Raw genomic sequence first — 26,547 nt, forward strand, 5'->3', positions numbered from 1 at the left:
CCGACCCGGCCGACGGGCTCGCGGCCGTGCTGCGATCCGACGCCACCCGGACCACCCTCGCCGCGGCGACGAACACTGGCGGCGGCCTCGCGGACCACCTCGACCCGGTCACGGACTGGCTCGGACGGCTCCTGCTGCTGTACCCCGTGCCGTTCACCCCGCTGGTGCCCGACGAGCGGATGCTGCCACGGGAGTCGCTGCGGTTCTTCCACCTCGACCCCAGCTGGCTGGACGCCCTGGTCTCCGGTGCGCTCAGCATCGGCGCGCAGTCCAGTCGGGACACCGCGCAGGACCAGATCGTCGCCGCCACCATTCGGGCCGCGGCGGCGGCGAAGGCGGCCGGCTACCGCGCGACGCAGCGCGCCACCGCACCACCGGACACCACGTCCGGCGACCCGTCAGGGGGCGATGCTGTCCTCGGACCGGTCAGCGGTCTGCTGCTGCGTTCGGCGCTCGTCTCCGGCTGGCCGAACCTCGCCGTCCGGGCCAGCGACCCGGCGGGTGCACCGCTGCCCCTGCTGCGGATGGACCGTCTCTCCCCCACCGTGCTGCTGTGCCTGTTCGACGGCCTGCCCGCGGTCGTCGAACTCGCCGAGCCCCAGGAGGGCTTCCGGTTCGGCGTGCAGGACCACGGCCTGATCCCGCTGCGCAACCTGCTGGCCCCACCGCACCCGTCCGGGGGCCGCCCGCTCGGCGAACAGTTCGGCCCCGACGTCACCTTCCCCGTCCTGGACCATCTGCGGGCCGGTGCCGGTGCCAGCGGCCGGATCCTCGACCTCGGTTCGCTCGTCCCCGCGCTGACGACGGCGCTGGGCTCCGCGCACGGCACCGCCGTCGGCCCCCTCGGCCCCGCCGACCTGGCTCTGCAGATGGTCAGGGTCCCCGAGGCCATCCGCTTCACCGGCCCGAACGGAGACCCAGGTTGACCACCCGCCCCGCCCTCGTCGTCCCCGTGGACCTCGACGTCCTCGTGGTCAACCGGGCCCTGCAGGGCCGCGACGCCTTCCGGAGCTGGCAGCACACCTACCTGGCGCTGGACGACTACCTGAGCCCGGAACCGGACGGGGGCGACCGCCAGAGCAACGATCCGGTGCACAGCCACACCGGCGTCCACCTGCACTGGACCCTGCCCCGGGGGCTGCGCCACGGCGTCCAGGATCCGGTGACAGGTGAGATCCGCTACCCGCTGGTGCCCAACCGCTGGCTGGTGATCCGCGTCAGCGGTACCGGCACCCGCCTCGCCCGGGCGTGGGTGATCGAAAGCGACTGCCCGTGCAGCCCGCACGCGCAGGACGACGGACACGACCTCGTGCGCTCCAGCCCCTACCTGGTCGACGCCGCCACCCTGCGCGCCTGGCAGGCCAGCTCCGACCCCTACCGCAACACCATGGACCCCGACGTCCGGCAGGTCCAGATCGGGCTCGCCTTCGCCCACACCGACACCCCGTGGACGGAACGCGCCGGCCGGGACCCGCTGTTCGTCACCGCCCTAGCCAGCGGCGACCCCTACTTCACCACCTACACCCCGCACAACACCAACGTCTTCTCCTTCCTCGACGACCTCGCCGACCTCACGTCCGCCACCACCCTCGGCTACCGGGTCATCGGCTGGTACTCCGATCCGGACGCCGACGTGCTCGCCACCCGCCCGCCCGCCGTCTCCTACCCGGACCACCTCGCGCACCTGGACTGGCAGGATCCCCGCCTGACCGGCGAGGCCGAACACGATGCCACGGTCAGCCCGATCGCCCGCAGCCTGTACGCCGGGACGGCCCTGGCCGTCGGCTGGGATCCCGCCGCGAGCGCGGCGCCCGTCCCGGACCCGCTGGACACGATCGGCGACAACGGTGCGCTCAGCGTCGCCCTGGGCAACACCACCGAGGACGCCTTCACCGCCCTCGCCGGCCAGGCCCTGCACGCGACCGGCGCCACGCCGTCGGCCGCCGACGTGGCACTGCTGCGGGCGTTCCTGCACGACCTGCTCGCCGTCGCCGAGGAGACCGGCGGCGACGAGCGGGTCCGCCGCCACGTCCGCGACGCCTCGTTCGCCGCGTCGGGCGGTGGCCACCGGTGGACGGTCACCCCGCCCCCTGTCGACACCGCGTCCACCGACACCACGTCCACCGACACCGCACCCACCGACAGCCCGTCCACCGGCCGCCCGTCCACCGAGGCCGCGGTGCCGCCCGTCTTCGTCCCGCCGGCCTGGCTGGCCACGCTCAACGACGACCAGCGTCAGCTCGACGCGCACCTCGGCGAGCTGGCGGACCTGCAGTGGCAGCTCAACGCCCTGTGGCTGAAGAACGGGATCGCCGGGCAGGCGATGTTCCCGCCCGACGACGTCCCCGACCAGGACCAGCTGGTGCGGGAACTCGACGCCGACCGGGCGGGATCACTCGCCCACACCGTGCGCGTGCGCACCGCCGAGGTGCGGGAGCTGGCCGCGAAGGTCCCCCAGCCCGACCGCACCCAGGCCCACGCCAGCGCCCACGACGCGTTCCTCGCCGGAATCGGCGCCTTCGCCGCGGCGAAGGGACTCGGCGGGGGCGCCGAACTCAAGGCCGTCCCGCGTGCCCCGTTCGCGCAGAGCAACAACCCCGTGGTGAGCCTGTCGGGGGTCCTGCCCCCGGCGGACGCCACCGTTGCCGACCAGCCCGTTCCCGTCCGGCCTCTCACCGCCGACGGCGCCGCGCTGATCAGCGCGGTCACGGTCGCGGGCACGACGATCACCGCGGTACCCGGGCGCGGCCCGGTGCCCGCCATCACGGGTCTCGACGCCTTCCCACCCGAGGTACCCGGCCTGCTCGCGGAGTACTTCCTGCTCGATCCCGGCAACGCCGCCGCACTGGCCACCACCGGTGGCCTGTCGGCGGAGCAGGTCGGGGCCGTCCTGAGCGCCCACCCACCCGCCGCCTACACCGGCACCCTCCCGCAGCTGGGCCTGGAACCCTGGGCCCAGCCCTGGGAGCCGCTGTTCATGGACTGGAAGATCTCCTACCGGCACATCCCGCACACCGTGGGCGCGCAGCGCTGCTGGACCTTCGACGGCACCGACTACCGCTTCACCCCGCAGGGCGCGGACGTTCCCGTCGATCGGGTCACCGTCACGGGTGTCAGCGCGCTCGGCCCGCACCCCCGGTCCCTGTTCGCCGCCCGGCTGACGGAGTACGTCGCCCAGCACGGCACCGGCAACCAGCGCAACCAGCTCGACGCCTGGCTCGCCGCGATCGGCGACTGGGGGCTGCTCGCCCAGGAGCTCACCGGCTTCAACGCGCGCCTGGCCGCCCGCGACCTGCGGGCCTTTCGCCGCCCCACGACCGACGACCCCGACTTTCCCACCGTCGCCGACCTCGCCGGCTATCCGGACGCCGCCACCGCGGACGGCCTGCCCACGCGCTACCGCGGCCGGGTCAGCAGTGTCCCGTACCTGCCCGGCAGCGCCAGCGCCCCCTTCCACGAGACCCGCCAGGGGCAGATCTGCATCGAGGAGCTTTTCCTCTACGACAAGTTCGGCCGGGTCCTGACCGTCGTCAGCGGCGACACCCAGAGCGGCGGCCTGCACGACTACCGCAACTTCCCGCTCACCGTCGACACCGCCCTCGTCGCCCGGACCTCGCTGACGCCCACCATCGCCTCCGTCGCCCAGCTACCCCCGCGTCCCCTGCAACCCGCCCGCCTCGACTTCGACCTCCTGGACGCCCAGACCGGCACGCGCGTCGTCGGCACCGCGGCCGACCCCAGCCCCCTCTGCGGCTGGATCCTGCCCAACCACCTCGACCACAGCCTGCTGCTCTACGACCCGGCAGGGCTCCTGCTCGGCACCTACCGGCTGCTCGCCGGGGCCGACGGTCGGCGCACCGGCCAGTGGGAACCCCCACCCGGCAGCGCCATCACCACCCTGGCCCAGCTCGCCGCCCACGCCCCCGAGATCGCGGCCCTCATCGGCTCGGCGAGACTCGCCACCGAAGCGAACGTCACCGCCTTCCTCGACGTCATCGACTCCACCCTGTGGACCACCGACCCGCTCGGTCGGCGCGCCGACCAGAACCTGTCCCTGCTGCTCGGACGTCCGCTGGCCCTCGTCCCCGCGCAGCTGCGGCTGACCCTCGAGGGACCCCCCATCCGCGACACCGGCTGGTCCGCCACCCTCGACCCGCCACCGCCGGCCTTCACCGGCGACCGGTTCGAGATCCGCCTCGGTGACGTGGCCGCCCGCGACGACGGCCTGATCGGCTACTACGCCACCGGCCCGGACGGGTCCTACGACTACGACCGTTTCCACAGCGTCACCGCACCCGACGAGCAGCAGGACTACACCGTCCAGATCGGGCCGCCCGACCCGGCCGAGGCCGCGGGTACCGAATCCGGGCCGGCCGGAGCTGGGCCGGCCGGAAACTACGTCCCACTGACGTTCGGCGACCCGGCGCCCACCCGGCTGCTGCTGCTCCTCGATCCGCGTGCCCCCGTCCACGCCACCAGCGGCATCGTGCCCACCGCCACCGTCACCGTCGCGCCCCGGCACACCGACGAGGCCCTGCGTCGCCTGCAGGCGCTGTTCCACGTCGGCCCCGTCCTCACCACCGAACACGTTCCGGCCAGCCCGCCCGGCTCCGGCTCAGCGGCCGGTCCCGACGCCGACCACGGCTCCGAGGTCGATCACGGCTCCGAGGCCGGCACCCTCGCCTTCCCCCGGCCGGCCGAGAAGAACGGCTCGTGGTCCTGGCTGCGCCCCGCGCCGCGGGAGGCGCCCTGGGTGTCGTACAGGCTGGTCCCGGCACCGCTGGAGGCGCAGTTCCCGGACAGCCCCGTTCTGCTCGAAGACGGTCTGCTCCGTTTCCTCGCCGACCCGGAGCAGTAGCGGACTTCTTTCCCCGAAGAACGCCAGCACACTCCACGCCGCCACACATCACACCGCCGCACACCAGGAGACTTCGCCGTGCCCGAAAACCCGCTGTTCGACTACAGCCCCGCCACTCATCCCTCGCCACTCGAGGCCGGCGGCGACCCCGAGAAGGGCACCGAGGCCCGCATCAACATCTCCGTCATCCACGGCAACCAGACCATCTACGCCGACCGGATCGCGGTCTCCGTACCGGTCAACACGCAGAGCGGTACCGCCTACTTCACCGAGAATCCGCGCGTCGCGGTGAACGACGGCAACTGGCAGCCGGTGGCACTGGCAGCGGACGCCGACCAGGAACTCATCCTGGCCGGCACCGATCACCAGGTGCTCACCTTCCACAACGCCAACCCCAAGAATCCGGTCACCTACCCCCTGACCTTCAGTATCAGCGGCCTGATAGCCACCGCCACCGGAGACCCGCTCCTCATCCAGATCGCCGAATCCTCCAGCCTGAAACCACAGGGATTCACCCGCAAGAATCCACGAACCCTGACCCTGCCCGTCATCGAACCCATCTTCTACCTGCGCAACTTCCTGTCCCGCAGCTCGTACCGGCCGACCATCCCCCAGACGAGGATCGACGCCGGCGATCCCCTGCAGCTGTCCTGGGAGAGCAACGGCACCTACTTCTGGCTGTACGACGGCAGCGGGAACGAGTCCCCCGTGTACGAGGGCACCGGCACCTCGTGGTCCGTTCCCTCCGGCACGATCCACAACGACACCACCTTCGTCCTGAAGGCGTCCGCGGCGTCCGACGGCACGCCGGAAGCCGTGGCGGCGGAAGCGGCGGCGACGGCGAACGGCTTCGCATCGGTCGAGCAGTACGCCAGCCTCACCGTCACCGTCAACAACCCCACCCTGACCGGACTCACCGTCTCCGGCCAGGTCACCGTCTCCGGCCAGATCACCGCCGAATCCACACTCGACCTGTACGGCTCGCTGTACGCCCGCGACGACGTGACGGTCCGGGGGGAGCTGACGGCCGAGGGCACTGTTTCCGCCCAGTCCCGGGTCACCGTGGACGGGCTGCTCAACGCCAACGACGACCTGACGGTCGGGTCCAAGCTGACCACCGTGGGCATCAACGGTGCACGGCTGGGAGAGGACATCGAGGTCGGCGAGAAGATAAGCACCTACGGCCACAACGGGCTGAAGGTGCTGCACGACCTCTCGGTCGACGGTGACGTCTCCGGATCCGGCAGCGTCGAGTTCGTCGCGAGCGACAAGATCGTGCGAATCCGTGAACTGCGCGGGCCCTACGGCGACGCACTGACCATCAACAGCGTCGTCAGGATCCTCGAGAACTGTGGCCTGTCCGTCGCCGGCCACGAGGTGATCCGCCACGGCGACTCCGTCGGCCTGTGGAACGACGACAAGAGCGGCTGGCTCTACGCACCCGTCTACAACTACGACTCCGACCGCAAGTACGCGTTCATCTGGAACCCGGGCGACCGCGTCGGCGGCTCCAGCTGGTGGGTCTCCCGCGACTAGGAGCTCAATTCACGCCGCAGAACCGGTGCGGCGCCGAGCCGCTCGCCTTGAGATCCAGGGTGCCCTGCGCCGTGCCCGGATTCCGCCGCCACCCTGGCGCTGCCCGTTGGGTCAGTGGTGCTCGACCTCGACGCGTCGGAGAACGTCGTCGATGGCGTTGTCCAGCGTCGCGCCGCTGTCCTTTAAATCGGTGGCGGGCCGCCCGAACCCTCTGCTAGCGTCGGTCGCGTCCGAAGCGAAGACCGCGGGTTACTTCCTCCTGCAAAGAGAAACCTGCGGCCGTCCGGGTACTCGGATACGAAAACCTGACAGCGGCGCCGAAGCGCAGAGGCGGCATACTTCACTGGAATCAGCGGTCGCGGGTTCGACTCCCGCCCAGGCGGTGCGAGCCGCCTGGTAGCTCAGTCCGGCAGAGCACTGATATAAGAGCTTCCTCGATCTGGTACTCGGCGTCACTCAGGTTCGTGTCCCCGGTCAACCGGGAGGATGGGATGGGCAAGCTCGCCAGGGCCGCCGCAACACAGGCCGAACAGGGCCCGATCCGCACCGCCACGGCCACACTGACCGCCGAAGGCGGCGCCGGCTGGTCCCGTGACGTCAGAAGCGAGCTTTTTCTCTTGGCGGTCACCACCATGGTGGGCGAGAACGCCTTCTACGAGCAGGCCGACGACCGCGACAACCGGTTCGTCGCCCTCATCCACGCCGCCGTCCACGAAGACGCCGCCTGGGTCGCCCGGTTCATCCCGTGGCTTCGCAGCGGCGCGAACATGCGCACCGCGTCGATCATCGCTGCCGCCGAGTACGCCCGGGCCGTCCGGACGCTTCCCGAAGGCCGGCGGGCCGGCGTACCGGGCGTCCGCGGTGTCATCGGCGGCGCGTTGCAGCGTCCGGACGAACCGGGTGAGTTCTGCGCCTACTGGACCGGACCCAGGTCGAACTCGACCCTGCCCGGTGGTGTGCAGCGCGGGGTCGCCGACGCGGTGACCCGCCTGTTCACCGAGAAGGCCGCGTTGAAGTACGACGGGCTGTCGCAGCGTTGGCGGCTCGCGGATGTCATCGAGCTGGTGCATCCGAAGCCGTCCGCCCCCTGGCAGGCAGATCTTTTCCGGTACCTTCTCGACCGGCGCCACCACGGCGACGGCGCACCGTCGCCGCTGCTCCCGGTGCTGCGCGCCCGCGCCCGGCTGGACGCCATCCCCACGGCGCAGCGGGCCGCCGAGCTGCACTCGTGGGGCGCCGCCGCGCCCGGTTTCCTCGCCGAGGCCGGGATGACGTGGGAGGCGCTGTCGGGCTGGCTTGACGGCCCGATGGACACCGCCGCCTGGACGGCGATGATTCCGTCGATGGGGCTGCTGGCGCTGACACGCAACCTGCGCAACATCGACGAGGCCGGCGTGCCGGACGCCGTCGCGCTGCAGGCGGCGGCGCGGTTCACTGATGCGGAGCAGGTGCGTCGCTCCCGGATGTTCCCGCTGCGTTTCCTGTCCGCGTTCCGGGCGGCGCCGTCGTTGCGCTGGGCCTGGCCGTTGGAACAGGCGGTGCAGCACAGCCTGGCCAACGTGCCGTCGCTGCCGGGCCGAACCCTGGTGCTCGTCGACCAGTCCGGGTCGATGTACGCCCCGCTGTCGCGGCGGGGAACCGTCACCCGGGCCGAGGCCGCCGCCCTGTTCGGCTTCGCGATCGGCCTTGCGGCCGAGAATGCCGATGTCCACGTCTACGGCTCGACCGGTGGTTGGGGGGAGCAGTCCGCGCACCACCGGCGGATCGACCTTCCCCGCGGCGCATCCGTGCTGCCGTTGGTCGCCGAGCACGGTCGGGCGAACCTGGGTGGCACCCTGACCTGGACCACGTTCGAGGAGACCTACGCAGGCCATGACCGGGTAGTGATCGTGACCGACGAGCAGTCGCAGGACTCCCCCACCAGGCTGCCGCAGGTACCGGTCGTCACCTTCAACCTGGCCGGCTATCCGGCTGCCCACATGCCGTCGGCGGCGAACCGGGTGACGGTCGGCGGACTGTCGGACGCGGGATTTCAGCTGTTGGCCCAGCTCGACGCCCGCTCCCGCGGCGACTGGCCGTTCTGAACCGCACCCCGAAACGGCGCCGGACGTCAGCAGGGAACGGCGTCGGACGTCAGCAGGGAACGCCAGGCGGCAAGCCGCGATCGGCTATCCGACAGGTTGGCAACGCATGCACGCGGGCCGGCGTCTTGTTGATGACGGCGTCGGCGGAGGGGAACGGGTTGCCATGGTCGAACCCCTGCAGGACGGCGATCCGCGGCAGGTCGGCGGCTACGCGCTGCACCAGCGGATCGGGTCCGGCGGGATGGGCATCGTCTATCTCGCCTACGGGCCGCAGGGGCAGCCGGTCGCGGTCAAGACCGCGAACCCGCGGGCCGCGTCCCGGCCGGATTTTCGCCGGCGGTTCCGCGCCGAGGTGGACGCGGTCGGCCGGGTGCACAGCCGGTACGTCGCCGCGCTGGTCGACGCCGATGCCGATGCAGAGCAGCCCTGGTACGCCACCGAATACGTCGAGGGACGTACCCTCGCCGAAGCCGTCGACGAACACGGGCCGCTGACCGGCCGGGTGCTCGACGGCTGCGTGTCCGGGCTCGCCGAGGCGCTGGTCGCGATCGGTGCGGCCGGCGTCGTGCACCGCGACCTCAAACCCGCCAACATCATCCTGGCCTGGGACGGCCCGAAGATCGTCGATTTCGGGATCGCCCGCGCGCACGACGCCACCCGCCACACCCGGACCGGCACCACGATCGGCACCGTCGCGTGGATGGCCCCCGAGCAGATCCGCGGCGAGCCGGCCGGTCCGGCCAGCGACGTCTTCGCCTGGGCCGCGTGTGTCAGCTTCGCCGCGAGCGGCCGCTCCCCGTTCCACGCCGAGACGATCGAGGCCGTCGGCCTGCGCATCCTGCACGGCCAGCCCGATCTGGACGATCTGCCCGCGCGGCTGGCTCCCGTCGTCCGCCGCGCGCTGGCGAAGCACCCGACGGACCGGCCGAGCACCACACAGCTACGGGATGCTCTCGCCGCCGCCGGCATCACCGCCGACAGCACGCCGTCCCTCGCCTCCGCCCACCCCGCCGACGCCGAAGCCGGTGATGACGGCGACGAAACCAAGATCACATCTCTGGCGCCCGGTGCGCCCGCCAGCTCACCGGGCGGTGGCACCGGGCCACGTCACCCGCTGGCCGGCGAGCCTGCGACCAGCGGCCACCCGGTCCAGGGACGGCGCTGGGCGCGGCGGGGGGTGCTCGCGTCGATGGCCCTGGCCCTGGTCGTCGCGGCCGGCGCAGTGGCCTGGGCGGTGCGGCCCACCGGCGCAAAGACCGTGGTGACACCCGCCGGCCCCACCGCAGTGACGGCCGAGCGTTCCCCGACCCATCAGTCGTCCCCCAACACCCCCACCGCTCTGAACAGCCCGAATGGCCTGAACAGCCCGAACGGCCCGAACAGCCCGAACGGCCCGAGCCATTCGAGGACTGGCGACGCGTCGACCGACACCTCGGCGAACGGCGGCCCGGGCGGCACCACCGCTGTCAGCGACGACAGTGCCCAGCCGGGCGGCGGCGCCCAGCCAGGCGGCGGCGCCATCAGCGGCACGCAGCAGAACGGCCCGTCCCGCTCGCGCTGCGGCATCCGATCGGTCTTCGACGCGGAGGCCTACCTTGAGGCCGACGGCATGTCCGTGAGCGAGTCCCGCGGCTACGATCAGGGACGCAGTCTCAACGTGCTGCTCGGCATGGTGCAGCAGCCAACCGGAACGAACCTCGTCCGCGCCTACTTCTTCGTCGGCGACTGCTTCGTGGGCTACGACGCGCCGGAACCCAGCAGCGCCGTCACCCTCGTCCAGGCGGCAACCGCCACCAGCCCGAGCGTCGTCCTGCGGTACGCCGGATACGCCCCCGGCGACGACTACTGCTGCCCACACGGCACCACCGTCAACGTCACCTTCACCGCCGCTGGCCCCTCGGGCCCCGTCACCAACGACGGGACGCTACCCCCGGCCAGCCGCACCGCCGCGTCAAGCCGCGTGTGGCACGCACGTTAGGCCACTCCTCGTGGATCTTGGTTAATCCTCATCGTTCGCGAAACATAACTACGTCGCTACCACGCGTCCACATGACGGCCCGTTCGCTGCCATGCCCGGGCCACTCCACGAACCGTGGTCGCTCAGCCCGACAACCACCGGGCCCAGCAACCGCGTTTCGCACCCTGACCGCAGCAGCTTCTTGATCCACGAAAAGCTGCCGCGGTTCCCAGTGCGCCCGGTGGGTCTGTCCGTGCTCCGGCGGACCTCCTGCCGCGTCCGTCGGCCGTCGGCCGTAGCCACCCCACGATCCGCGGGTCCGCCGGCCCCGACCGGTGACCCTGGCTCGTCGAGATGTAGGCGTGTCGTCACGTTCCGCGCAGAGATGTCGGAGAGTGACCGCCCTGGGGGCCGGTGGACGTCCCGCCGGAACACTCTCGCACCCAGCCACCCCCGACACCCGTCGACCGATACCTTCCGTGCCACCAACGCCACTCCCTGTGGCGAAACCGGGTCCGGTGCGGACGCCCGAAAGCCATGATCCGTTCTTGCCGAGGCCTGGTGAAGGATCGGCGGGCCGGAACCTTCACTCCGCCTCGGCAGGAATCCGTGACTTGGCGGAACGGTCGCTGTCCACGGCAGACACGGAGACACGGGCCCGCTGAGACACGGGCCCACGGAGACACGGAGGCACGGGCCGGCTGACCACCTGGTGCGGGGACGTCTCATGCCGGCCAGACGAGTGACACGGTCCAGGTGCCGTACTCGCGGGCCACGTCGGACACCGTCAGGGTGCCGGACCGCGCCGCCGGTTCGCGCGTGCGCAGGGCCTGGTCGAGCGGGTCGATCAGCATGTCCTCGAGCGCGCGGTGGACGCGGTGGTCGTCGAGGGGCAGATCGGCGGTGAGCTCGACGAGCAGGCGGGCGCGGGCGCGCGGGCCGAGGGTGAGCTCGATGCCCTGCTCGGTGCGCAGGCGGGCGGCGAGCCGACCGACGAGCAGGTCGACGATCCGCTCGATGTCGGCACGCTCATGATGGTTCGGCACTACACAAGTGTCGCCGAGGGTCGTGAGCGTCCGGCCGGTTCAGGCCGGGGGTACCGATCGCGGCCGCCCGCTCCGGCCGCGCGGGGCATCGTCAGAAATGCTGCGTGGTGCTGGATCCGATCCTCAGGTGTACGAGTACACCTCCAGGTGGAAGAGAAAGCCTGCCGCGGTGTTTCCCCAGCCCGGATTCCCCGGACACACCCCGGTTCGGCTGGTATCCAGCAAATAGAGCGAGCCGCCCGGGTAGTAGAGACGCCACGCGCTCCGGTAATGGTGCGCCCCTCGAACTCACGCCCGCGCCGCCATGGACGACGGTACTCTCACCATCGACCGATCGGACCCGAAAATCGTTTTCCTGACCGATTTACGACAGGATTCGCACGTGCGGACCCGTGGTTCTCCGCAGAGGCCGGAGATGCACGTCATATGGGGGTCGTCGGGTGTCGGACAGGGGCGGAAAAAGCCACCGACCGGCGATTACAGTCCGCTGGTCGGGTCATCTGGCGCCCCGGCGGGACCTGATGGGAGGCAGACATGTGGGCAGGCAGGCTGGGTTGGCGAACGGCCGGCGTCCGCAGGTGGACGATCGTCCTCGGGGTCGCGTCGGTGACGGCGCTCGCAGGCTGTGGCAGCGCGGGGCAGACTGACGCACAAGCGGCGGCGACAACACCGCCCATGGTGTCCACCGCGACGACAGTCCCGGCTGCGACGACGACAACCGCCACAACGACAACGGCCACAACGACAAGGGCCACGACGACAAGGGCGGCTGCGGGGACGGGTACCGGGAGGGGGAGCTCGGGAACGGCCGGCACCCGCGGCGGCCAGGCGACCCGGCTGGTCAATCTGGCGCCGGTCGACCGCCATGGGCAACCGGCCAGGGGCTGGACCGTCGAGGGAAGCGAAGATCCGAACTCGCCCATCGACTGTGGCGACACCAGTCAGGCGTTTCCGTCGCCGGCCGCCGTCAGCGGCGACATCTACTACTGCTCCCCCAGTGCCGCTGCCGCCGACGCCTGCTGGCCGACACCCCAGCCCCGCCGGATGCTCTGCCTGCGCGACCCGTACTCGACCATCCTCACCGCACTCACCGCCGGGTCGCTCGTCGCCAAGGTCTCCCCGCCCCGCCATCCCGCCCCGCTGCGTCTGGACCTGGCCAACGGGGAGCACTGCCGGCTGCGCGACGGCGGCGCCTGGGGCGCCCCGCAGAACCATCCGGACTACGTCGGCTACTACTCCTGCGGCCCGCGCGACATCGTGTGGGCGCGGCCGGACTCGCCCACCGGCGGCATCGACCGAACCGGCACCCGCTGGACCGTCCTGGTCGGCGACCTCACCGGTCCGCTGTCCACCGTCGCCGTCGCCACCGCCGGCTTCGTCACCACCGCCCCCTGAACGACCGCGGACGGACGAACCGCGCCAGCCATACGTCAGTGCCGCCGGACATCGGTGCCGGCCAGACATCAGTGCCGCCAGACGTCAGCGGCCGGGTGCCCACCGCGGGATCCGGCGCGGTGAGATCGGCCAGCTGGCGCCACAGGTCACGTTCGACCCTGGACATCCGCCGGACGGACGGTCGCCGGTCGGCGCAGTCCGCCGCGGCGGCCGAAGCCTCGTGCCCGAGGACGAGGAATTCGGCCCGGGTGCCGGTCTCCACGAACGCCGCGGTTACCGCGATCTGGCCCAGCTCGCGGACGACCGCCCGTAGCCAGCGCCATACCACGCCCTGACGACGAGCCACGCCCTGACGACGAGCCTGGATATACATTCGGCGATGGTCACCGGGAGCGCTAAAGCCCGTCTTGCGGCTGGGTAAACCGCTCGGAGGTCGCGGCCCTGCTCGCCGGGACGCACCGGGTGGGTGACGCCCTCCCCGTCAGGGCTGGCCGAAGAAGCGGCTGGCCACGCCATCGAGAACGAACGCCATGCCCTGGGCGAAGACACTGTCGGCGCTGGCAGCGAGGAAGGCCGGGCCGGCGGTGCGCAGCGCCGTGTACTGGTCTCCCGGCAGGGTTTCCAGGAACGTCCTGATGCTGTCGCCGTCACCGGCTCCGTGCAGTCCGCGACCGCCGCTGCCACGTTGGATCGAGACCGCGCCGAAGACGAAGTCGATGATCGCGGCCGTCGCGAAGCTGGCCTGGTCGTTCGTCAGTCCGGCGGCCAGGAACAGGCCGAGGGCGGCGTCGACGATCCGGAGCGTGCCGGGCCCCCAGATGGCCCGGTCGGTCGAGGCCGACGGGGGCAGTGGCGCTTCCAGCAGGATGCGCCGTATCTCGCGGATCAGCTCCTCGACATCCGTACGCCAGTCCGCGCCGCTGCCCGGGCGCAGCCGCGCCTGCCCGAGATAGTGATCGGCGACCAGCACGATCAGCTCGTCGCGGCTGGCGATGTGCTGGTAGAGGGCGCCGCTGCTGGTATCGAGCCGGTCGGCGACCGCGCGCACCGTCAACGCCTCGAAGCCGCGCTCGTTGAGCACCTCGATCGCCGCCTGCACGATCCGCTGCGTCGACAACCCGCCCGCGCGGGGTCGGCGCCGCGCCGCCGCGCCGACCCGGTCGGCCCACCAGCCCATCGATCCCGGCCGGCGGGCGTAGCCGCCCGACCCGCCGCCTGCCCGCCCCGCTGAGATCTGCACGTCACCGTCCACTACAGCCTTGACCTGCGCGAGCATCACCTAGAAAATACACCGGCGCGCTATACGAGCAGCGCTCGTATATCTGACCGGACATCTAGCAATATTCCAGTTTCGTACCGCCGGAGAGGCAAAATTGATGCGTCCAGCAATGAAGGCCCGCTTGGTCGCTTGTGGACTTGCCGGGGCGATCTCGATCGTCGGCTGCAGCTCGAGTTCGGGCTCCCCAGCTCCCACCGCCACCCGCGCCGCCGCGCGCACCGCTACGCTCACCACCGCGCTCACCTCGTCAGCCACCCCGATAAAGGGCCGTTACGTCGCGATGGGCAGCTCCTTCGCTGCCGGCACCGGCATCGGCCCCGACATCAGCGATGGCTGCCTGCGCTCCGCCCAGAACTACCCCCACCTGCTCGCCAGCCGGCTTCACCTCGACCTCGTCGACGTCACCTGCGGCGGCGCGACCGTCCTGAACCTGCTCAACACCCCTCAGGGCGACCATCCCGCCCAGATCGACGCGCTCACCGCGGACACCCGGCTGGTCACCATCACCGCCGGCGGCAACGACCTCACCTACTCCCTGAGCACGCTGATCTGCGCGAACTCGGCGAGCGCCGGACAGCCGTGCACCAATCTGCCCACCCCCGAGGCCACCAAAACCGCCTCGGCGACGCTGCGTACCAACTTCACCAAGCTGTTCGCCGCGATCAAGGCCAAGGCCCCGCGGGCGCGCATCCTCCTGGTCGCCTACCCGCGGGTGTTCCCGAACCCGCCGACGACCTGCCCGGGCAACGTCATCAGCACCGCTGACAGCGTGGCGCTCGCCGACATCGGCACCACCCTGCAGAACACCTCCCGGCTCGCCGCCGCCGATTCCCACGTCACCTTCATCGACGCCTACACCGCCAGCGCCGGACACGATGTCTGCGCCCCCGACGCCGACCGCTGGGTCGAGGGCTCGAACGCGACCGGCACGCCCTACCACCCCGACGCGACCGGCACCGCCGCACTCAGTGCTCTGATCGCCAAGGCCCTCCCCCGTCCCGCCAGCCAGCCAGCCACCGCGTCACAGGGGTAACCCGAGGTCGGACCAGCCCGTTCGACTCCCGCGTCGCCACCCGGTCGATACGGGAGTCGAACAGCAGACCCCGCCCTGGCAGGCTCAGGTAGTACCCAAGCCGCGGCACAGGGCCACAAGCTGCTCGTCGCGGGCTCGCCGCTCGGTCGGTGCGTCCAGGCCGGCGAACCCGTGCAAGGCGTCTGCGAAGGTGTGCAGCTCGGGCGGGAGCCGCGTACGGACTGGCCTCGGTCGCCCCGTCACCGAGGTAGAGGCGCCAGCTCTGGACGGCCAGCGGTCGGGCTCCATACCGGGGCGTCCACCGCGGCCAGCATGGACGGCGTCTGCAGGCGGTCGTCGAGGGCGGGCATGGTCAGGCTCAGGAACCGCGGTGACGGACCACCGGTGTCGCGGGTGCGTAGCGCCACCCCCAGTGCCAGGGTCGCGCCGGCGCTGACGCAGTCGTCCAGGCCGGCAGGGAAGGGATGTTCGGGGGCCAGCCGGTAGGCGACCGACATCACCACCGCCTCGGCGCCGAGGGTGAGCGCGGCGACGTTGTCGTGCACCAGGTCGAGGCTGCCGAGCACGAACGCGCCGCCATGCAGATAGACCGCCAGCGGGAGCAGGGACCCGCTGTGCGGGCGATGGACCCGCATCCGGATCCGCACGTCCTCGCCGGTGCCCTGCAGGACATGGTCAGCGATGGTCAGTCTCCCGGTACCGGGGGCGGTGTGTCGGCATGGAACGCCACCTGCTCGGCATGGTCCCGGCGGATCGCCGCGACGAGGTCGGTGATCGTTCCCGTCCTCGGCGCCGCAGCCCCGCCCGGCGTGGTGCCGCCCCCCGGCGCCCGGCCCGCGGGCAGTCGAGCTGCGTTGGCGCTCTCCCGTCCGTCCATGAGCATATGCTACCGTCCGACTCACCAAGTTGAAACGATTGGTTCAGTTTTTGTCGAGAGCCGTTTCACAGGGGGTTTCATGGCTTACCCGGACGCGGCGGCGGACGCCCCTACGGGGCTTGATCGCGCCCTGTTGGTCCTGGTGGGGGTGATGGTCCTCGGCGGGATGATGTCCTACCTGGACGCGACGATCGTCAACGTCGGGATCAGCACCCTCGGTGCGCGGTTCGACGCCTCGCTGGCCACCGTCGAGTGGGTCACCACCGGTTATCTGCTGGCCGTCGCGCTGGCCATCCCCCTGGCCGGCTGGGCGACGGTCCGGTTCGGCGCGAAGCGCATGTGGCTGCTCGGCCTGTCGCTGTTCCTCGTCGGCTCGGCGCTGTGCGCGGCGGCCTGGAACGCCCCGAGCCTGATCTCCTTCCGGGTGGTGCAGGGTCTCGGTGGCGGCATGGTCGATCCGATCATGATGGCCGTGGTGGCCGACGCGGCCGGCCCGGCCCGCATCGGGCGGGTGATGGGGCTGATCTCGTTCCCGATCACCCTCGGGCCGGTGCTCGGCCCGGTCGTGGGTGGTCTGCTGCTGGAGAACCTCGCCTGGGAGTGGATGTTCCTGGTGAGCGTTCCGTTCGCGGTCGCCGCGATCGTGCTCGCGATCCTCGTGCTGCCCCCCGACCCTCCGCGGGACGCCACCCCGGTGCCGCTGGACGCTCTCGGCATGGCCACGTTGTGCCCAGGCTTCGCCGCGCTGGTCTTCGCCCTGTCCCAGGCCGGCAGCCACGGCTTCAGCAGCATCCGGGTCCTGGCCGGCCTGCTCGTCGGCACCGTGCTGTTCGTCGTCTACGCGGCGCACGCGCTGCGCACCGCCGCCATCCCGCTGCTGGATCTGCGGCTGTTCGCCAGCCGGGCCTTCGCCGCCGCGATCACCGTGATGTTCCTGGTCGGCGGCGGCCTGTTCTCGTTGCTGTTCCTACTCCCGCTCTATTACCAGCAGGTCCACGGCCACACCGTGCTGGAGTCCGGCCTGCTGCTGGCACCGCTGGGGCTCGGCGCCATGATCGGCATGCCGGTGGCCGGTAATCTCGCCGACCGGATGGGCGCCCGGGTGCTGGTGCCCACCGGAGCCCTGCTCGTCTGCGCGGGCGCCCTGCTGTTCACCCGCTCCGATGCCGGCACCTCCCAGGTGCCGCTGACCATCGCCCAGCTCGCCATCGGCTTCGGCCTGGGCCTGGTCGGCGCGCCCACGATGGGCTCGGTCTATCGCACGGTTCCCCCCACCACGGTGGCCGCCGCGACCGGGGCGGTGTTCATCCTCAACCAGCTCGGCGCCTCGCTGGGCGTGTCGGTGGTCGCGCTGATCCTGCAGGACGGCGGCGTACACACCGCTGCGACGACCGCGTCGTTCGGCCACGCCTTCTGGTGGCCGTTCGCGGCCGGACTGGTCGTGTTCGCCGCCGGTTTCCTGCTGCCCGGCCGGCCAGCGCCGGCGGCTGGCCGGGTTCCGGCCACCGAGGCCGTGCCGGGGTCCACGGCGAGCGGCTAGCGCTGCGTCGCGGCGTCCGTCGGGGCCGCGGCGAACGCGCGGAGAAACGTGCTGGTCGCAGCCTCCGCGGTACGTCGCTGCTGGGCCTGGTCGAACGGGCGGGTGCCAAGCGCCGACCGACCCGCGACCGGGCCGGTGAGCAGCGCGAGGAACTGTTCCGCGGCCTCGACCGGATCGCTCAACTGCAGCCGGCCGGCCAGCGTGAGCCGGGCGAGCCGGTCGGCGAACAGCTCGCTCACCTGCTCGGGGCCGCTGGCGCCGAGCAGGTCGAACAGATCCGGGAAGCGGGTGATCTCGGCGTACAGCAGGCGGCGCAGCGCCCACGAGTCATCGGCGCAGTAGCACGCCAGCAGGGCGCGGCCGACGTCCACGAACGCGAGCCGGACGTCGGCCACGTCGGCCGACAGCCGGCCGACCGCGGCGATCGTCTTGACCGAAGCCCGGTCGGCGGTAGCCGTCATCGCGTGGCGGAACAGGCTCTCCTTGTTCTCGAAATGGTTGTAGATCGTGGGCTTGGCCACGCCGGCCTCGCCCGCGATCAGGTCGATACTCGCCTGCGAATAACCCTCACGCGCGAACACGGCGAAGGCCGCATCCAGAATCGCCTGCCGCTTGTCGATCCGCCCTCGCGCCCCGACCGCACCGGACCTGCCGGCCGCCCCGGCCGCGGTAACCCCCGGTCTGCGCATTCTCCTACGTTACCGGGAGTCGGCAGGTCAAGACCGCTCCACCGCGGAGCGGCGCCCGGTGAGCGGCCAGGGGCACGGCGAGTCGTAGTCGCCACCCACGGGCCGCGACCACTCGGCTTCGGTGATCGACGTGCCGACCTGGTCACAGATCCGTTCAGCCACCGCGTCCAGGTCGGTGCCGGCGATCACGATGGTTGATTCGGCGCCGGGGGTGGCAACCCGTCGGTCGTCAACGAACACGTTGGTGAGGACCTCGAACACCCGGCTGACGGAGCCGCTCGGTGTCGTCGTTCTGCGACCAGACCGAAAGTCGTGATCTCATCACCGGCACGGTATCCGCTGTTCCTCTCCTCGTTTCCGCGCCGGTTTCCGCACGGACCGGGACAACAATCGGGACTTTGCAAGGAGCTACCGTCGGCGCGAGCCGACAGTTCCGGGATCCATGCCACGCATCGTTTTCTCCACTTCTTCACGGTCACCGCCGCACGGCCGAGAAACCGGTCTGCCGGCCAGTGAACCGGACGGGAGAAGACCTACCGACGCTGGCTGTCTGCGACCTGACGCGAGCGCCAGCCCCGCGCCCTCCCGCTGGAACACCCCACCGATATATCCATGATCATTCCATGGTTGATGCGGTGCTGATGGTTCCCTCCAACACACCAAGGCAGAAAAAAGTGCCCTCTTCCGTGGCTCCGTGACGTCGCCCAGACTCGGGGAACGCACCTGCAGGCCCGCACCATCCTCCACCTGATCCCCGCACTCCGAAAGGACGACGATGACCGTCGAAGCCCCACCTCTCGACGAGACGTTCTCCCTGCCGGCCGGCACGGAACAGCTCGACCGGGCTGTTGCCGCCCTGCAGGAACACGGCTATACCGTGTATGTTGTCGACACTGTCGAGCAGGCCCGCGAGCTTCTCGGCGACCTGCTGCCCACCGACGGCCAGAGCATCTTCACCGCCTCCAGCGAGACGCTGCGCATTTCCGGCATCCTCGCCGACATCGACGAGTCCGGGAAGTACACCTCGGTGCGGTCGAACGCTCCCGCGCCCGGCGACGACGTTTACGCGACGATCCGGCTCGGGGCCAGCCCCGACGTGGTCGTCGGCAGCGTGCACGCGGTGACCGAGGACGGGTCACTGGTCGTCGGCTCGGCCAGTGGCAGCCAGTTCGCGCCGTACGCGTCGGGTGCGCGGCGGGCCATCTGGGTGGTCGGCTCACAGAAGATCGTGGCCGACCTACCGACCGCCCTGCGCCGCATTCGTACGTACAGCCTGCCCCGGGAGTACCAGCGGCTGACCGACCTCTACAACCAGCCGTCGTTTCTCGGCCGGTTCCTGATCCTGGAGCGCGAGGCGTTCCCGGACCGCGGCGTCGTCGTTCTCGTCCGCGAGACCATCGGCTTCTGAGCGCCCTGACTCTGAGCGCCCTGAGTCAGCCTTCGGCCGGGGCCCGGCGGGCGTCGTAGCGCCGCCGGGCCTCGTCGATGCCGTCGACGTTGCGCTGGGCCCAGTCCAGCAGGGACGACACGGTGTCCAGCATCGCCCGGCCCATGTCGGTCAGCTCGTAGTCCACCCTGGGCGGCACCTCCGGATACACGGTGCGGGTCACCAGCCCGTCCCGCTCGAGCACCCGCAGCGTGCTGGTGAGCATCCGCTGGTTGATGCCGGGCAGGCACCGTTTGATCTCGGAGAAGCGCCGGGGGCCGCCGCTGATCTCGTTGACCACCGCCACCGACCACTTGTCGCCGACCCGGTCCATCACAGCCCGGACGCGACAGTCCGCATCCGCCACCGGTTGCACCACCCGCAGCGCGGACAGTTCCTCGCTGCTGTACCGGCGCCGGTTCTCGGCTACTGTCACAGCCACCTCCCGCACCCCGTGTCACCCGCCTGCGACGTACTCTACGTTTCTCCCCGGATGTATCGGGATGCTTCAGGCCTGAGCGGCCCACAGCGCGCGGCGTCGCAGGAAGTCGGCCTGTTCGGTGATGGTGTTCGGGGGGATCTCGGCGAACCAGCCGACCTCGCGGCCCTCGCCGCTGCCAACCGGTTGGCCACCCGCCAGCGTCGCCTCGAACGCGACACCGATCGGCCAGCCGCGGTAGCCCGCCGCCGCCATCAGCGGATATTCGATGTAGCCGAGCAGGGCGCCCACCGTGACCGCAACCCCGAGCTCCCGCGCGGCCACCCGTTCCACCGCAGCCGGCAGCGACTCGCCGAAGAACACCGTGCCCCCCGGCAGATGCCACTGCCCCAGACAGGGCTCGATGTCCCGTTTCGTCAGCAGCAGACCGGCCGGACCGGAAATCACCACCTCGACGCACAGCCGCGGCACTCTGCCGTAGATGGCGTCGAAATCGCGCTGACTGAGCGGAAAACCGGTGGATGCCGACACGGGGAAAGACTAACAGCGACCGTCCGAACCCGGCCGTAGGCGACCCGCCGGCCGCACCGTCGCTCATCCAGGGCGCGCTCTGCCCGGCAGGCGGCACGCCAATGTTGCCGAAGTATGTCCTGTTCTTTTCGCTCGTACCGGGAAGGATTGCCGGGCCACACGGGTGGGGTTAACGTCGGGCCGACCGATGTGTCCGACGTCGCATCCCACGCAGAGGGGGACACGGTGACCGTCATCCGTACCGCACCCTACGAGGTCCGCCCGGCCAGTCCCGTCCTCGGCGCCGAGATAGTCGGTGTGAACCTGGCCGACGGTGTCGACGACGCCACCGCCGAGGCATTGCGCGCGGCCTTCTGGGCGCACAAGGTTCTGGTGTTCCGTGGCCAGAACCTCTCCCCCGATACCCACGTGCGGGCCGTGCAGATCTTCGACGAACCGTTCGACCATCCCAGCTGGCTGCTCCGCCATGCGGACAACCGGCTGGTCTACACCTTCGAACTCGAGAAGGCGGGTGCAGCCTCGGCCTGGCATGTCGGCGGTACCTGGCGCACCCCGCCGTTCCACCTCGAGTCGCTGACCTACCAGGTGGTACCGGACATCGGCGGTCGCACCCTGTGGGCGGATCTGCAGGCGGCCTACGACGGCCTGTCCGAACCGTTTCGCCAGTTGCTGGAATCGGTCAGTGCCGTCTACAACGCCTATCCCGGCGACGGCACCTACAAGCGACCGCCGGTGACCGAGACCGTCGAGCATCCCGTGGTGCGCACCCACCGCCACACCGGCCGTAAAGGGCTGTTCCTCAGTTCCTCGGCGTTGCGACTGACCGGTGCCATCAGCGCGGCGGAGGGCGCGGCGCTGATGCCGTTCCTGCTGGCCCACGCCTCCTCGCCGAACTACACGGTGAGCTTCGGCTGGCAGCCGGGTGACTTCGTCGTCTGGGACAATCTCGCCACCTGGCACTATGCGGTCAACGACTACGACGGCCCACGGGTCTACCGCAAGGTGATCGGCGGCTGACCGACGCACCACACCCCCGGCAGCATGCCCGCCCAGGAGCACGCACCCCCACCGGAACAGGGAGGACAAGCCGTGGCCCAGACGACGAGTGCCAGCTACGCCAGCCCCACCGACGTCGCCACGTACGGCGCGTACACGATCAACCAGGATCCGGCGGACCCACGGCCGCTGTACCGGTTCACCGGACGGCTCACCGCGGACGGATCGAGCGGCTACCGGGCCGAGCCGGGGCGGTACCACGTCTATTCCGGCTGGTTCTGCCCGTGGGCACAGCGGGTCACGCTGCAGATCGCCCTCAACGGGCTCGATGACGTCATCAGCGTCTCCTACGTCGACAACAGCCGGGACGCCCGCGGCTGGGCGTTCCGGGAGACCTACGGCCCGGACCCGGTGAACGGGTTCACCCTGCTGCGCGACGCCTACGAGGCAACCGAACCCGGCTTCGACGGCCACGTCTCCGTGCCCACCCTGTGGGACCGCGAGACACAGCGGGTCGTGAGCAACGACTTCGCCACCCTCGGCATCGATCTCGCCACCCAGTTCACGGCCTGGTCGAACGGCGCCGACCTCTACCCCGAGCAGCTGCGCGCCGAGATCGCCGAACTCGACTCCTGGATCGGCCCCGCGGTGAACCGCGGCGCCCACCGGGCCGCGCACGACGAGACGGCCCGCGCCGCGCTGCTCGACGCGTTCGCCCGGCTCGACCGCCGGCTCGCCGACACCTCCTACCTGGTCGGCGGCCAGCTCACCGAGGCGGATCTCCGGCTGTGGGTCACCCTGGCCCGCTACCCCGGCCGCGCAAACGGGCAGGAGCAGCTCGACCACCCGAACCTGTGGGCGTACGCCCGCCGTCTCTACCAGCTGCCCGCTTTTCGGGCGACGACCGACGTCACCACCTTCGCCGACCCCACCGTCCCGCCCGGCTGGGACACCCCCACGGCGACCGGCTGACTGTCCGGCCACCCCACGGCTCGCCCGGCCGGCGCGACGAACTCGCGGCGGGCGCCGGGAGCCATCCTCGGCTGAGATGGGACGTCCGGCGCCGGCAGCAAGCGCCGCACATGACTCACCGAGTACGGAGAAGGCCATGGCTCGTCGGTGTGGCGCACGCCGATCCGCTGCGGTTCTCGCCGAGTCGCATCTCGCCGAGTCGCAGGGTGGGTCCGTACCCGACCAGGACGATGAGGTGGAGCAGGAAAAGCCAGAAGCCGACCGCGACGGCCGCGCCCACCGGTGAGAAACCGCCGAACGGCAGTCCGAGATCCAGGGTGAACGACAGGAAGAGCACGAATCCCTGCAGGAACCCCGCGACGAAGGATCCGGTCGCTCCCGCCGCGCACAGCGTCGCGGTCCAGGCTGGCCGGCCTGGGCCGACCACCCGGTAGACGAAGGTCAGGAGCGAGCGGCCGAGTTCGCGGGTGTGTGCCTCGCCGAGGAGCAGGTCGATCAGTCTGATGGCAACCAGCACGCCCGGGACGATCGGGGTGGCGGCGTAGTAGGCGAGTTCCTCGGCACTCCCGAACAGATCGCCGACCGACTGGCGCACTGGTTCGAAACCGGCGCGACAGACGGCTTCATGCTGCTCGAGGCGATGCCCCAGGGGCTGCGCACCTTCGTCGACCACGTCGTGCCGATCCTGCAGGAGCGAGGGCTTGTGCGGCGGGAGTACCCGGACGGGACCTTCCGCACCCCGCTCGGCCTGCCCGTTCCCCCCAACCGCTTCACCAGGATCGAGGAGGCGGGCCCGACGACAGTGACACCGCGCTAGGCCACCTCCCGCGGATCCTCTCCCTTCGAAACCGCCCAGTTCACGGTCTGCTCAACCGACGGTGGACGGGCCCGCGGAGGTGGCCGGCGGGCGGACCTGGACCGCCCGGGACCTGCGGCGGGGCGCGAAGGCGCGCAGGAACGTGCGCACCCCGCCGTCGACCGCCGCGACCAGGGCGGACCGGCTGATGGGACGGGTACCCAACGCGCTCATCGCGGGCAGGTCGCCGGCGATGAGCGCCATGAACTGGGAGGCGGCGACCTCCGGGTCCTCGATCTCGAGCAGCCCGCGGTTGGCCAGCCGGGCGAGCCAGCCGGCGAGCGCGTTGCGCACCGGCACCCCGCCGAGCCCGACGACCTCGTCGTACAGGTCGGGCATCCGGGCTGCCTCGGCGTACAACAGCCGTTGCAGCGTCCATCCCTCATCGCTGAGCTGGCAGTCCAGCACGAGAAACGCGACCTCGGCGAGCTGCTCGGCGATATCGGGCCGGCCGGCCGGGTCGTCGGCCGCCCCGAACCGCGTGTCGAACGCACTGGTGATCTTGGTGGCCGATCGACGGGCGCCGTCGCGCATCACGGTGCGAAACAACGACTCCTTGTCGTCGAAGTGGTTGTAGACCGTCGGCTTCGAGACTCCGGCCAGGGTCGCGATCCGGTCGATCCCGGCAGCCGGGTAGCCGTCCTGGGCGAACACCCGCATCGCAGCCTCGAGGATCGCCTCCCGCTTGGCGACCCGCCCCCGCGAGATCGGGCGGTGCTCGGTGCCGGCCATGCCGCGATCGTACAACGTCCCCTGGTAATCCAGACCAAGAAAACTACACCAGAGGGTTTAGTTTTCGGCGAGTCTCGGTGTAGATTTCGCGGGACGAGACCGGTCGGAGTCGCCGACCCCTCACGACGTCACAGGGCAAGGAGATGCGGATGACCACCGATGCCGACGCGTCCACCGCGGGTGCGCGCAGCACCGACCCGACCTCCGTCGTGGATACGGCCCCCACGGGGAAGACGGCCCGACCCACCGGGCTCGGGCTCGTGCTCGTGGCCATCGTGGGGGCCGAGTTCGTCCTGCAGCTCGACGGCACGATCATGGCCGTGGCGCTGCCCGACGTGCAGAACGCGCTGGGGCTGTCCACCGGCTCGCTGTCCTGGGTGGTCAACGGTTTTCTGCTGGCCTTCGGCGGTCTGCTGCTGTTCGGCGGCCGACTCGGTGACGTGCTCGGCTACCGCAGCACGTTCCTCGCCGGCCTGACCCTGCTGTTCGGCGGTTCACTGCTGGCCGGTCTCGCCACGGACTTCGGCGTGCTGCTGGCCGGCCGGGTCGTGCAGGGCTGCGGCGCGGCACTGGCGGGGCCGGCGGGTCTGGCGCTGCTGGCGACCAGTTTCACCGGTGCCCGCCAGCAGCGGGCGTTCGCGACGTACTCCACGGTGACGGGCCTGGCCGCGTCCGCCGGCATGATCCTCGGCGGTGTGCTCACCGACCTGACCTCCTGGCGCGCGACGCTGCTCATCAACGCGCCGATCAGCCTGCTCGTCGGCCTGCTCGCGCTGCGCGTACTGCCCGTGGTCCCCCGCCCCGGGCAGCGCCGGCCGCTCGACCTGCCCGGGGCGGTGCTGTCCGTCGTGGGCATGACCGCGCTGGTGTTCGGCTTCGTCCGGGCCGCCGACGCCGGGTGGGGCGACCTCGGCGCGCTCGTGGGTCTGGCCGGGGGTGCCGCCGTCCTGGCCGGTTTTGTCCTACGGGAATCGCAGGCAGCGTCGCCGCTCCTACCGCTGCGGGTCCTCACTCACCGCAACCGCGCCGGCGCGTTCGTCACCCTGCTGCTGATGGCGTTCACCCTGACCAGCTTCCTGTTCTTCCTGACCCAGTTCCTGCAGCGCGTTCTGGACCTCACGCCGCTGGTCACCGGGCTTGCCTTCCTGCCGTTCGGCGTGGCGCTGCTGATCACCGCCCGGTTCGTGCCGCAGCTTCTCACCAGGGTGAACCCGAGGGCCCTGGCCATCATCGGCTTCGTCGTCATGGGCCTGGCGATGCTCTGGCTCACCCGGCTCGACAGCGCCAGCGGATACGCCACCGACATCCTCGCGCCGATCATCCTGCTCGGCGCCAGTGCCGGCGCCGCGGTCGTGCCGTTGAACCTGATCGTGCTCGGCGAGACGGCGCCCGAGGAGATCGGCATCACCTCGGCCGTGCTCCAGTCGGCCCTGTCGGTCGGCGGTTCGCTGGGCCTCGCCGTGCTGCTGACCCTGTTCACCCGGGGAGATGACGTGGCCGAAGGCGTCACCTACGCTTTCCGGGGCGGTGTGGGCATCGCGGCCGCGGCCGCGGTGATCGGCATCCTGGTGTGGTACATCCCGCTCGGGAGGTCCATCACCACTACTGCCATCGGCACGGACGCCGACGCCTGACCGACCCGGCCCAGCCGTGGGCGCCGGATCAGGGAGGGTTCGCATGGCCGACCAGGCGGAGACCGCGCCACGGCAGCTGCGCTCACACGCCCGCCGCCACCGCGACCGCATCCTCGCGGTGGCCAGGGATGCGTTCGCCAACCGCAACGGCGGCATCTCCCTGAACGAGGTGGCCCGCCGGGCCGGCGTGGGCGCCGGCACCCTGTTTCGCCACGTCCCCAACCGGGACGCGCTGCTCGGGGTTCCCGCCGACGCCGCGGGCGGCGCGTTGTTCGACTGGCTGACCGATCTCGTCGACCACGTCGCCGCCTACCACGGCGTCTCGGCGGCGCTGCTCACCGAACAGGACGCGGACTCCGCGCTGCACGCCGCCTGCCACGCCGTCGCCCAGGCCGCCACGTCCCTGCTGCGACGGGCCCAGCAGACCGGCGCGGTCCGGGCGGACCTCGCCCCGGACGAGCTGATCTCGCTGATCGGCGCGATCTCCTGGGCGAAGGAACAGGCCCCGAACGCGATGCCCATGTACGCGCCCTGCTCACCATCATGATCGACGGCCTGCGAACCGCCCCGCCGCAGGCACGCACCGCATCTTTGCAGTGAGAGGACCGGGTGGCTGCCGCCCCGGACAGAAAACACGCCAGTTCGGCTCGCTACGGCTGACTGGCTT

At 71.1% G+C, this 26,547-nt stretch carries 24 protein-coding genes and 1 pseudogene; 14 read left to right on the top strand and 11 right to left on the bottom strand.

Translation table 11 applies throughout. From position 1 onward, the window contains the following. The 5 genes and pseudogenes from ND747_RS11835 to ND747_RS11855 form a co-directional block, all read left to right on the top strand. Nucleotides 1-926, top strand: a pseudogene (locus ND747_RS11835) (hypothetical protein); the annotation flags it as partial. Then, a complete protein-coding gene (locus tag ND747_RS11840) occupies nucleotides 923-4,858 on the top strand; it encodes a hypothetical protein (protein WP_251733570.1) in 3,936 nt (1,311 codons plus the stop codon). The pseudogene ND747_RS11835 and the gene ND747_RS11840, both read left to right, overlap by 4 nt. Before the next feature lie 78 nt (nucleotides 4,859-4,936). Continuing rightward, nucleotides 4,937-6,394 (top strand): hypothetical protein, encoded by a 1,458-nt coding sequence (locus ND747_RS11845; protein WP_251733571.1) that lies wholly within the window; start codon nucleotides 4,937-4,939, stop codon nucleotides 6,392-6,394. Nucleotides 6,395-6,885: 491 nt separating this feature from the next. Beyond that, a complete protein-coding gene (locus ND747_RS11850) occupies nucleotides 6,886-8,478 on the top strand; it encodes a TROVE domain-containing protein (protein ID WP_251733572.1) in 1,593 nt (530 codons plus the stop codon). Between the two features lie 163 nt (nucleotides 8,479-8,641). Further along, the gene (locus ND747_RS11855) at nucleotides 8,642-10,456 is read left to right on the top strand and encodes a protein kinase (RefSeq protein ID WP_251733573.1); all 1,815 of its coding nucleotides are present in this window, start codon (nucleotides 8,642-8,644) and stop codon (nucleotides 10,454-10,456) included. Nucleotides 10,457-11,160: 704 nt separating this feature from the next. Here the strand turns inward: ND747_RS11855 and ND747_RS11860 are convergent. Continuing rightward, nucleotides 11,161-11,481, bottom strand: coding sequence for a hypothetical protein (locus ND747_RS11860; protein WP_251733574.1), 321 nt, complete (start codon nucleotides 11,479-11,481; stop codon nucleotides 11,161-11,163). A gap of 675 nt (nucleotides 11,482-12,156) precedes the next feature. On the opposite strand from ND747_RS11860, the gene ND747_RS11865 reads away from it, so the two are divergent. Next, complete coding sequence (locus ND747_RS11865; protein WP_251733575.1) at nucleotides 12,157-12,876, top strand: hypothetical protein; 720 nt, start codon at nucleotides 12,157-12,159, stop codon at nucleotides 12,874-12,876. On the opposite strand, the gene ND747_RS11870 is transcribed toward ND747_RS11865, so the two are convergent. After that, a complete protein-coding gene (locus ND747_RS11870; protein WP_251733576.1) occupies nucleotides 12,860-13,249 on the bottom strand; it encodes a hypothetical protein in 390 nt (129 codons plus the stop codon). The two genes, ND747_RS11865 and ND747_RS11870, sit on opposite strands and share 17 nt — an antisense overlap. Before the next feature lie 108 nt (nucleotides 13,250-13,357). Then, entirely contained in the window at nucleotides 13,358-14,116 is a 759-nt protein-coding gene (locus ND747_RS11875) for a TetR/AcrR family transcriptional regulator (RefSeq protein ID WP_251733577.1), read from the bottom strand. A 160-nt stretch (nucleotides 14,117-14,276) separates the two neighbouring features. Between ND747_RS11875 and ND747_RS11880 the strand changes: the two genes are divergently transcribed. Further along, nucleotides 14,277-15,188: an SGNH/GDSL hydrolase family protein gene (locus ND747_RS11880; protein ID WP_251733578.1), complete on the top strand. Its 912-nt coding sequence runs from the start codon at nucleotides 14,277-14,279 to the stop codon at nucleotides 15,186-15,188. Nucleotides 15,189-15,427: 239 nt separating this feature from the next. Here ND747_RS11880 and ND747_RS11885 read toward each other — a convergent pair whose 3' ends face one another. Further along, nucleotides 15,428-15,823 (bottom strand): alpha/beta hydrolase fold domain-containing protein, encoded by a 396-nt coding sequence (locus tag ND747_RS11885; protein ID WP_251733579.1) that lies wholly within the window; start codon nucleotides 15,821-15,823, stop codon nucleotides 15,428-15,430. 50 nt (nucleotides 15,824-15,873) lie between these two features. Beyond that, on the bottom strand, nucleotides 15,874-16,065 hold the full coding sequence (locus ND747_RS11890) for a hypothetical protein (protein ID WP_251733580.1): 192 nt from the start codon (nucleotides 16,063-16,065) through the stop codon (nucleotides 15,874-15,876). A gap of 79 nt (nucleotides 16,066-16,144) precedes the next feature. Between ND747_RS11890 and ND747_RS11895 the strand changes: the two genes are divergently transcribed. Next, the gene (locus ND747_RS11895) at nucleotides 16,145-17,605 is read left to right on the top strand and encodes a DHA2 family efflux MFS transporter permease subunit (RefSeq protein WP_251733581.1); all 1,461 of its coding nucleotides are present in this window, start codon (nucleotides 16,145-16,147) and stop codon (nucleotides 17,603-17,605) included. Here ND747_RS11895 and ND747_RS11900 read toward each other — a convergent pair. Next, nucleotides 17,602-18,294 carry a TetR/AcrR family transcriptional regulator gene (locus ND747_RS11900; protein ID WP_251733582.1) on the bottom strand — a complete coding sequence of 231 codons (693 nt, stop codon included), beginning with the start codon at nucleotides 18,292-18,294 and terminating at the stop codon, nucleotides 17,602-17,604. The genes ND747_RS11895 and ND747_RS11900 overlap by 4 nt on opposite strands. 27 nt (nucleotides 18,295-18,321) lie before the next feature. Then, nucleotides 18,322-18,534 carry a hypothetical protein gene (locus ND747_RS11905; RefSeq protein ID WP_251733583.1) on the bottom strand — a complete coding sequence of 71 codons (213 nt, stop codon included), beginning with the start codon at nucleotides 18,532-18,534 and terminating at the stop codon, nucleotides 18,322-18,324. A 535-nt stretch (nucleotides 18,535-19,069) separates the two neighbouring features. On the opposite strand from ND747_RS11905, the gene ND747_RS11910 reads away from it, so the two are divergent. Next, nucleotides 19,070-19,702 carry an LUD domain-containing protein gene (locus tag ND747_RS11910; protein ID WP_251733584.1) on the top strand — a complete coding sequence of 211 codons (633 nt, stop codon included), beginning with the start codon at nucleotides 19,070-19,072 and terminating at the stop codon, nucleotides 19,700-19,702. A 25-nt stretch (nucleotides 19,703-19,727) separates the two neighbouring features. Here the strand turns inward: ND747_RS11910 and ND747_RS11915 are convergent, their stop codons facing one another. Both ND747_RS11915 and ND747_RS11920 read right to left on the bottom strand, forming a co-directional pair. Continuing rightward, the gene (locus tag ND747_RS11915) at nucleotides 19,728-20,054 is read right to left on the bottom strand and encodes a winged helix-turn-helix transcriptional regulator (protein WP_374216214.1); all 327 of its coding nucleotides are present in this window, start codon (nucleotides 20,052-20,054) and stop codon (nucleotides 19,728-19,730) included. Nucleotides 20,055-20,228: 174 nt separating this feature from the next. After that, nucleotides 20,229-20,690, bottom strand: coding sequence for an NUDIX hydrolase (locus tag ND747_RS11920; RefSeq protein WP_251733585.1), 462 nt, complete (start codon nucleotides 20,688-20,690; stop codon nucleotides 20,229-20,231). Between the two features lie 225 nt (nucleotides 20,691-20,915). On the opposite strand from ND747_RS11920, the gene ND747_RS11925 reads away from it, so the two are divergent. Together ND747_RS11925 and ND747_RS11930 are read left to right on the top strand one after the other, a co-directional pair. After that, complete coding sequence (locus ND747_RS11925; protein WP_251733586.1) at nucleotides 20,916-21,707, top strand: TauD/TfdA family dioxygenase; 792 nt, start codon at nucleotides 20,916-20,918, stop codon at nucleotides 21,705-21,707. A gap of 24 nt (nucleotides 21,708-21,731) precedes the next feature. Beyond that, complete coding sequence (locus ND747_RS11930) at nucleotides 21,732-22,658, top strand: glutathione S-transferase C-terminal domain-containing protein (RefSeq protein WP_285900379.1); 927 nt, start codon at nucleotides 21,732-21,734, stop codon at nucleotides 22,656-22,658. Nucleotides 22,659-22,773: 115 nt separating this feature from the next. On the opposite strand, the gene ND747_RS11935 is transcribed toward ND747_RS11930, so the two are convergent. After that, nucleotides 22,774-23,253, bottom strand: coding sequence for a YihY/virulence factor BrkB family protein (locus ND747_RS11935; protein WP_251733588.1), 480 nt, complete (start codon nucleotides 23,251-23,253; stop codon nucleotides 22,774-22,776). A gap of 30 nt (nucleotides 23,254-23,283) precedes the next feature. Here ND747_RS11935 and ND747_RS11940 point away from each other — a divergent pair, with 30 nt between their 5' ends. Continuing rightward, nucleotides 23,284-23,475, top strand: a complete 192-nt coding sequence (locus ND747_RS11940) for a hypothetical protein (RefSeq protein WP_251733589.1) — start codon at nucleotides 23,284-23,286, stop codon at nucleotides 23,473-23,475. Between the two features lie 51 nt (nucleotides 23,476-23,526). Here ND747_RS11940 and ND747_RS11945 read toward each other — a convergent pair whose 3' ends face one another. Beyond that, the gene (locus ND747_RS11945; protein ID WP_251733590.1) at nucleotides 23,527-24,246 is read right to left on the bottom strand and encodes a TetR/AcrR family transcriptional regulator; all 720 of its coding nucleotides are present in this window, start codon (nucleotides 24,244-24,246) and stop codon (nucleotides 23,527-23,529) included. A 149-nt stretch (nucleotides 24,247-24,395) separates the two neighbouring features. Here ND747_RS11945 and ND747_RS11950 point away from each other — a divergent pair, with 149 nt between their 5' ends. Then, nucleotides 24,396-25,880 carry an MFS transporter gene (locus ND747_RS11950; protein WP_251733591.1) on the top strand — a complete coding sequence of 495 codons (1,485 nt, stop codon included), beginning with the start codon at nucleotides 24,396-24,398 and terminating at the stop codon, nucleotides 25,878-25,880. Nucleotides 25,881-25,923: 43 nt separating this feature from the next. Further along, a complete protein-coding gene (locus ND747_RS11955; protein ID WP_251733592.1) occupies nucleotides 25,924-26,427 on the top strand; it encodes a TetR/AcrR family transcriptional regulator in 504 nt (167 codons plus the stop codon). Nucleotides 26,428-26,547: the final 120 nt, after the last annotated feature.

It is taken from the genome of Frankia sp. R82, from assembly GCF_023716925.1.
Lineage (GTDB): Bacteria > Actinomycetota > Actinomycetes > Frankiales > Frankiaceae > Frankia.

What these genes read in the sequence shown, in the direction of transcription:
- ND747_RS11850 (WP_251733572.1), top strand. Translation starts at nt 6,886, where the DNA reads ATGGGCAAGCTCGCCAGGGCCGCCGCAACACAGGCCGAACAGGGCCCG.
- ND747_RS11855 (WP_251733573.1), top strand. Translation starts at nt 8,642, where the DNA reads ATGGTCGAACCCCTGCAGGACGGCGATCCGCGGCAGGTCGGCGGCTAC.
- ND747_RS11865 (WP_251733575.1), top strand. Translation starts at nt 12,157, where the DNA reads ATGGTGTCCACCGCGACGACAGTCCCGGCTGCGACGACGACAACCGCC.
- ND747_RS11870 (WP_251733576.1), bottom strand. Translation starts at nt 13,249, where the DNA reads ATGTATATCCAGGCTCGTCGTCAGGGCGTGGCTCGTCGTCAGGGCGTG.
- ND747_RS11885 (WP_251733579.1), bottom strand. Translation starts at nt 15,823, where the DNA reads ATGCGGGTCCATCGCCCGCACAGCGGGTCCCTGCTCCCGCTGGCGGTC.
- ND747_RS11890 (WP_251733580.1), bottom strand. Translation starts at nt 16,065, where the DNA reads ATGGACGGACGGGAGAGCGCCAACGCAGCTCGACTGCCCGCGGGCCGG.
- ND747_RS11895 (WP_251733581.1), top strand. Translation starts at nt 16,145, where the DNA reads ATGGCTTACCCGGACGCGGCGGCGGACGCCCCTACGGGGCTTGATCGC.
- ND747_RS11900 (WP_251733582.1), bottom strand. Translation starts at nt 18,294, where the DNA reads ATGCGCAGACCGGGGGTTACCGCGGCCGGGGCGGCCGGCAGGTCCGGT.
- ND747_RS11910 (WP_251733584.1), top strand. Translation starts at nt 19,070, where the DNA reads ATGACCGTCGAAGCCCCACCTCTCGACGAGACGTTCTCCCTGCCGGCC.
- ND747_RS11915 (WP_374216214.1), bottom strand. Translation starts at nt 20,054, where the DNA reads ATGGACCGGGTCGGCGACAAGTGGTCGGTGGCGGTGGTCAACGAGATC.
- ND747_RS11930 (WP_285900379.1), top strand. Translation starts at nt 21,732, where the DNA reads ATGCCCGCCCAGGAGCACGCACCCCCACCGGAACAGGGAGGACAAGCC.
- ND747_RS11940 (WP_251733589.1), top strand. Translation starts at nt 23,284, where the DNA reads ATGCTGCTCGAGGCGATGCCCCAGGGGCTGCGCACCTTCGTCGACCAC.
- ND747_RS11945 (WP_251733590.1), bottom strand. Translation starts at nt 24,246, where the DNA reads ATGGCCGGCACCGAGCACCGCCCGATCTCGCGGGGGCGGGTCGCCAAG.
- ND747_RS11950 (WP_251733591.1), top strand. Translation starts at nt 24,396, where the DNA reads ATGACCACCGATGCCGACGCGTCCACCGCGGGTGCGCGCAGCACCGAC.
- ND747_RS11955 (WP_251733592.1), top strand. Translation starts at nt 25,924, where the DNA reads ATGGCCGACCAGGCGGAGACCGCGCCACGGCAGCTGCGCTCACACGCC.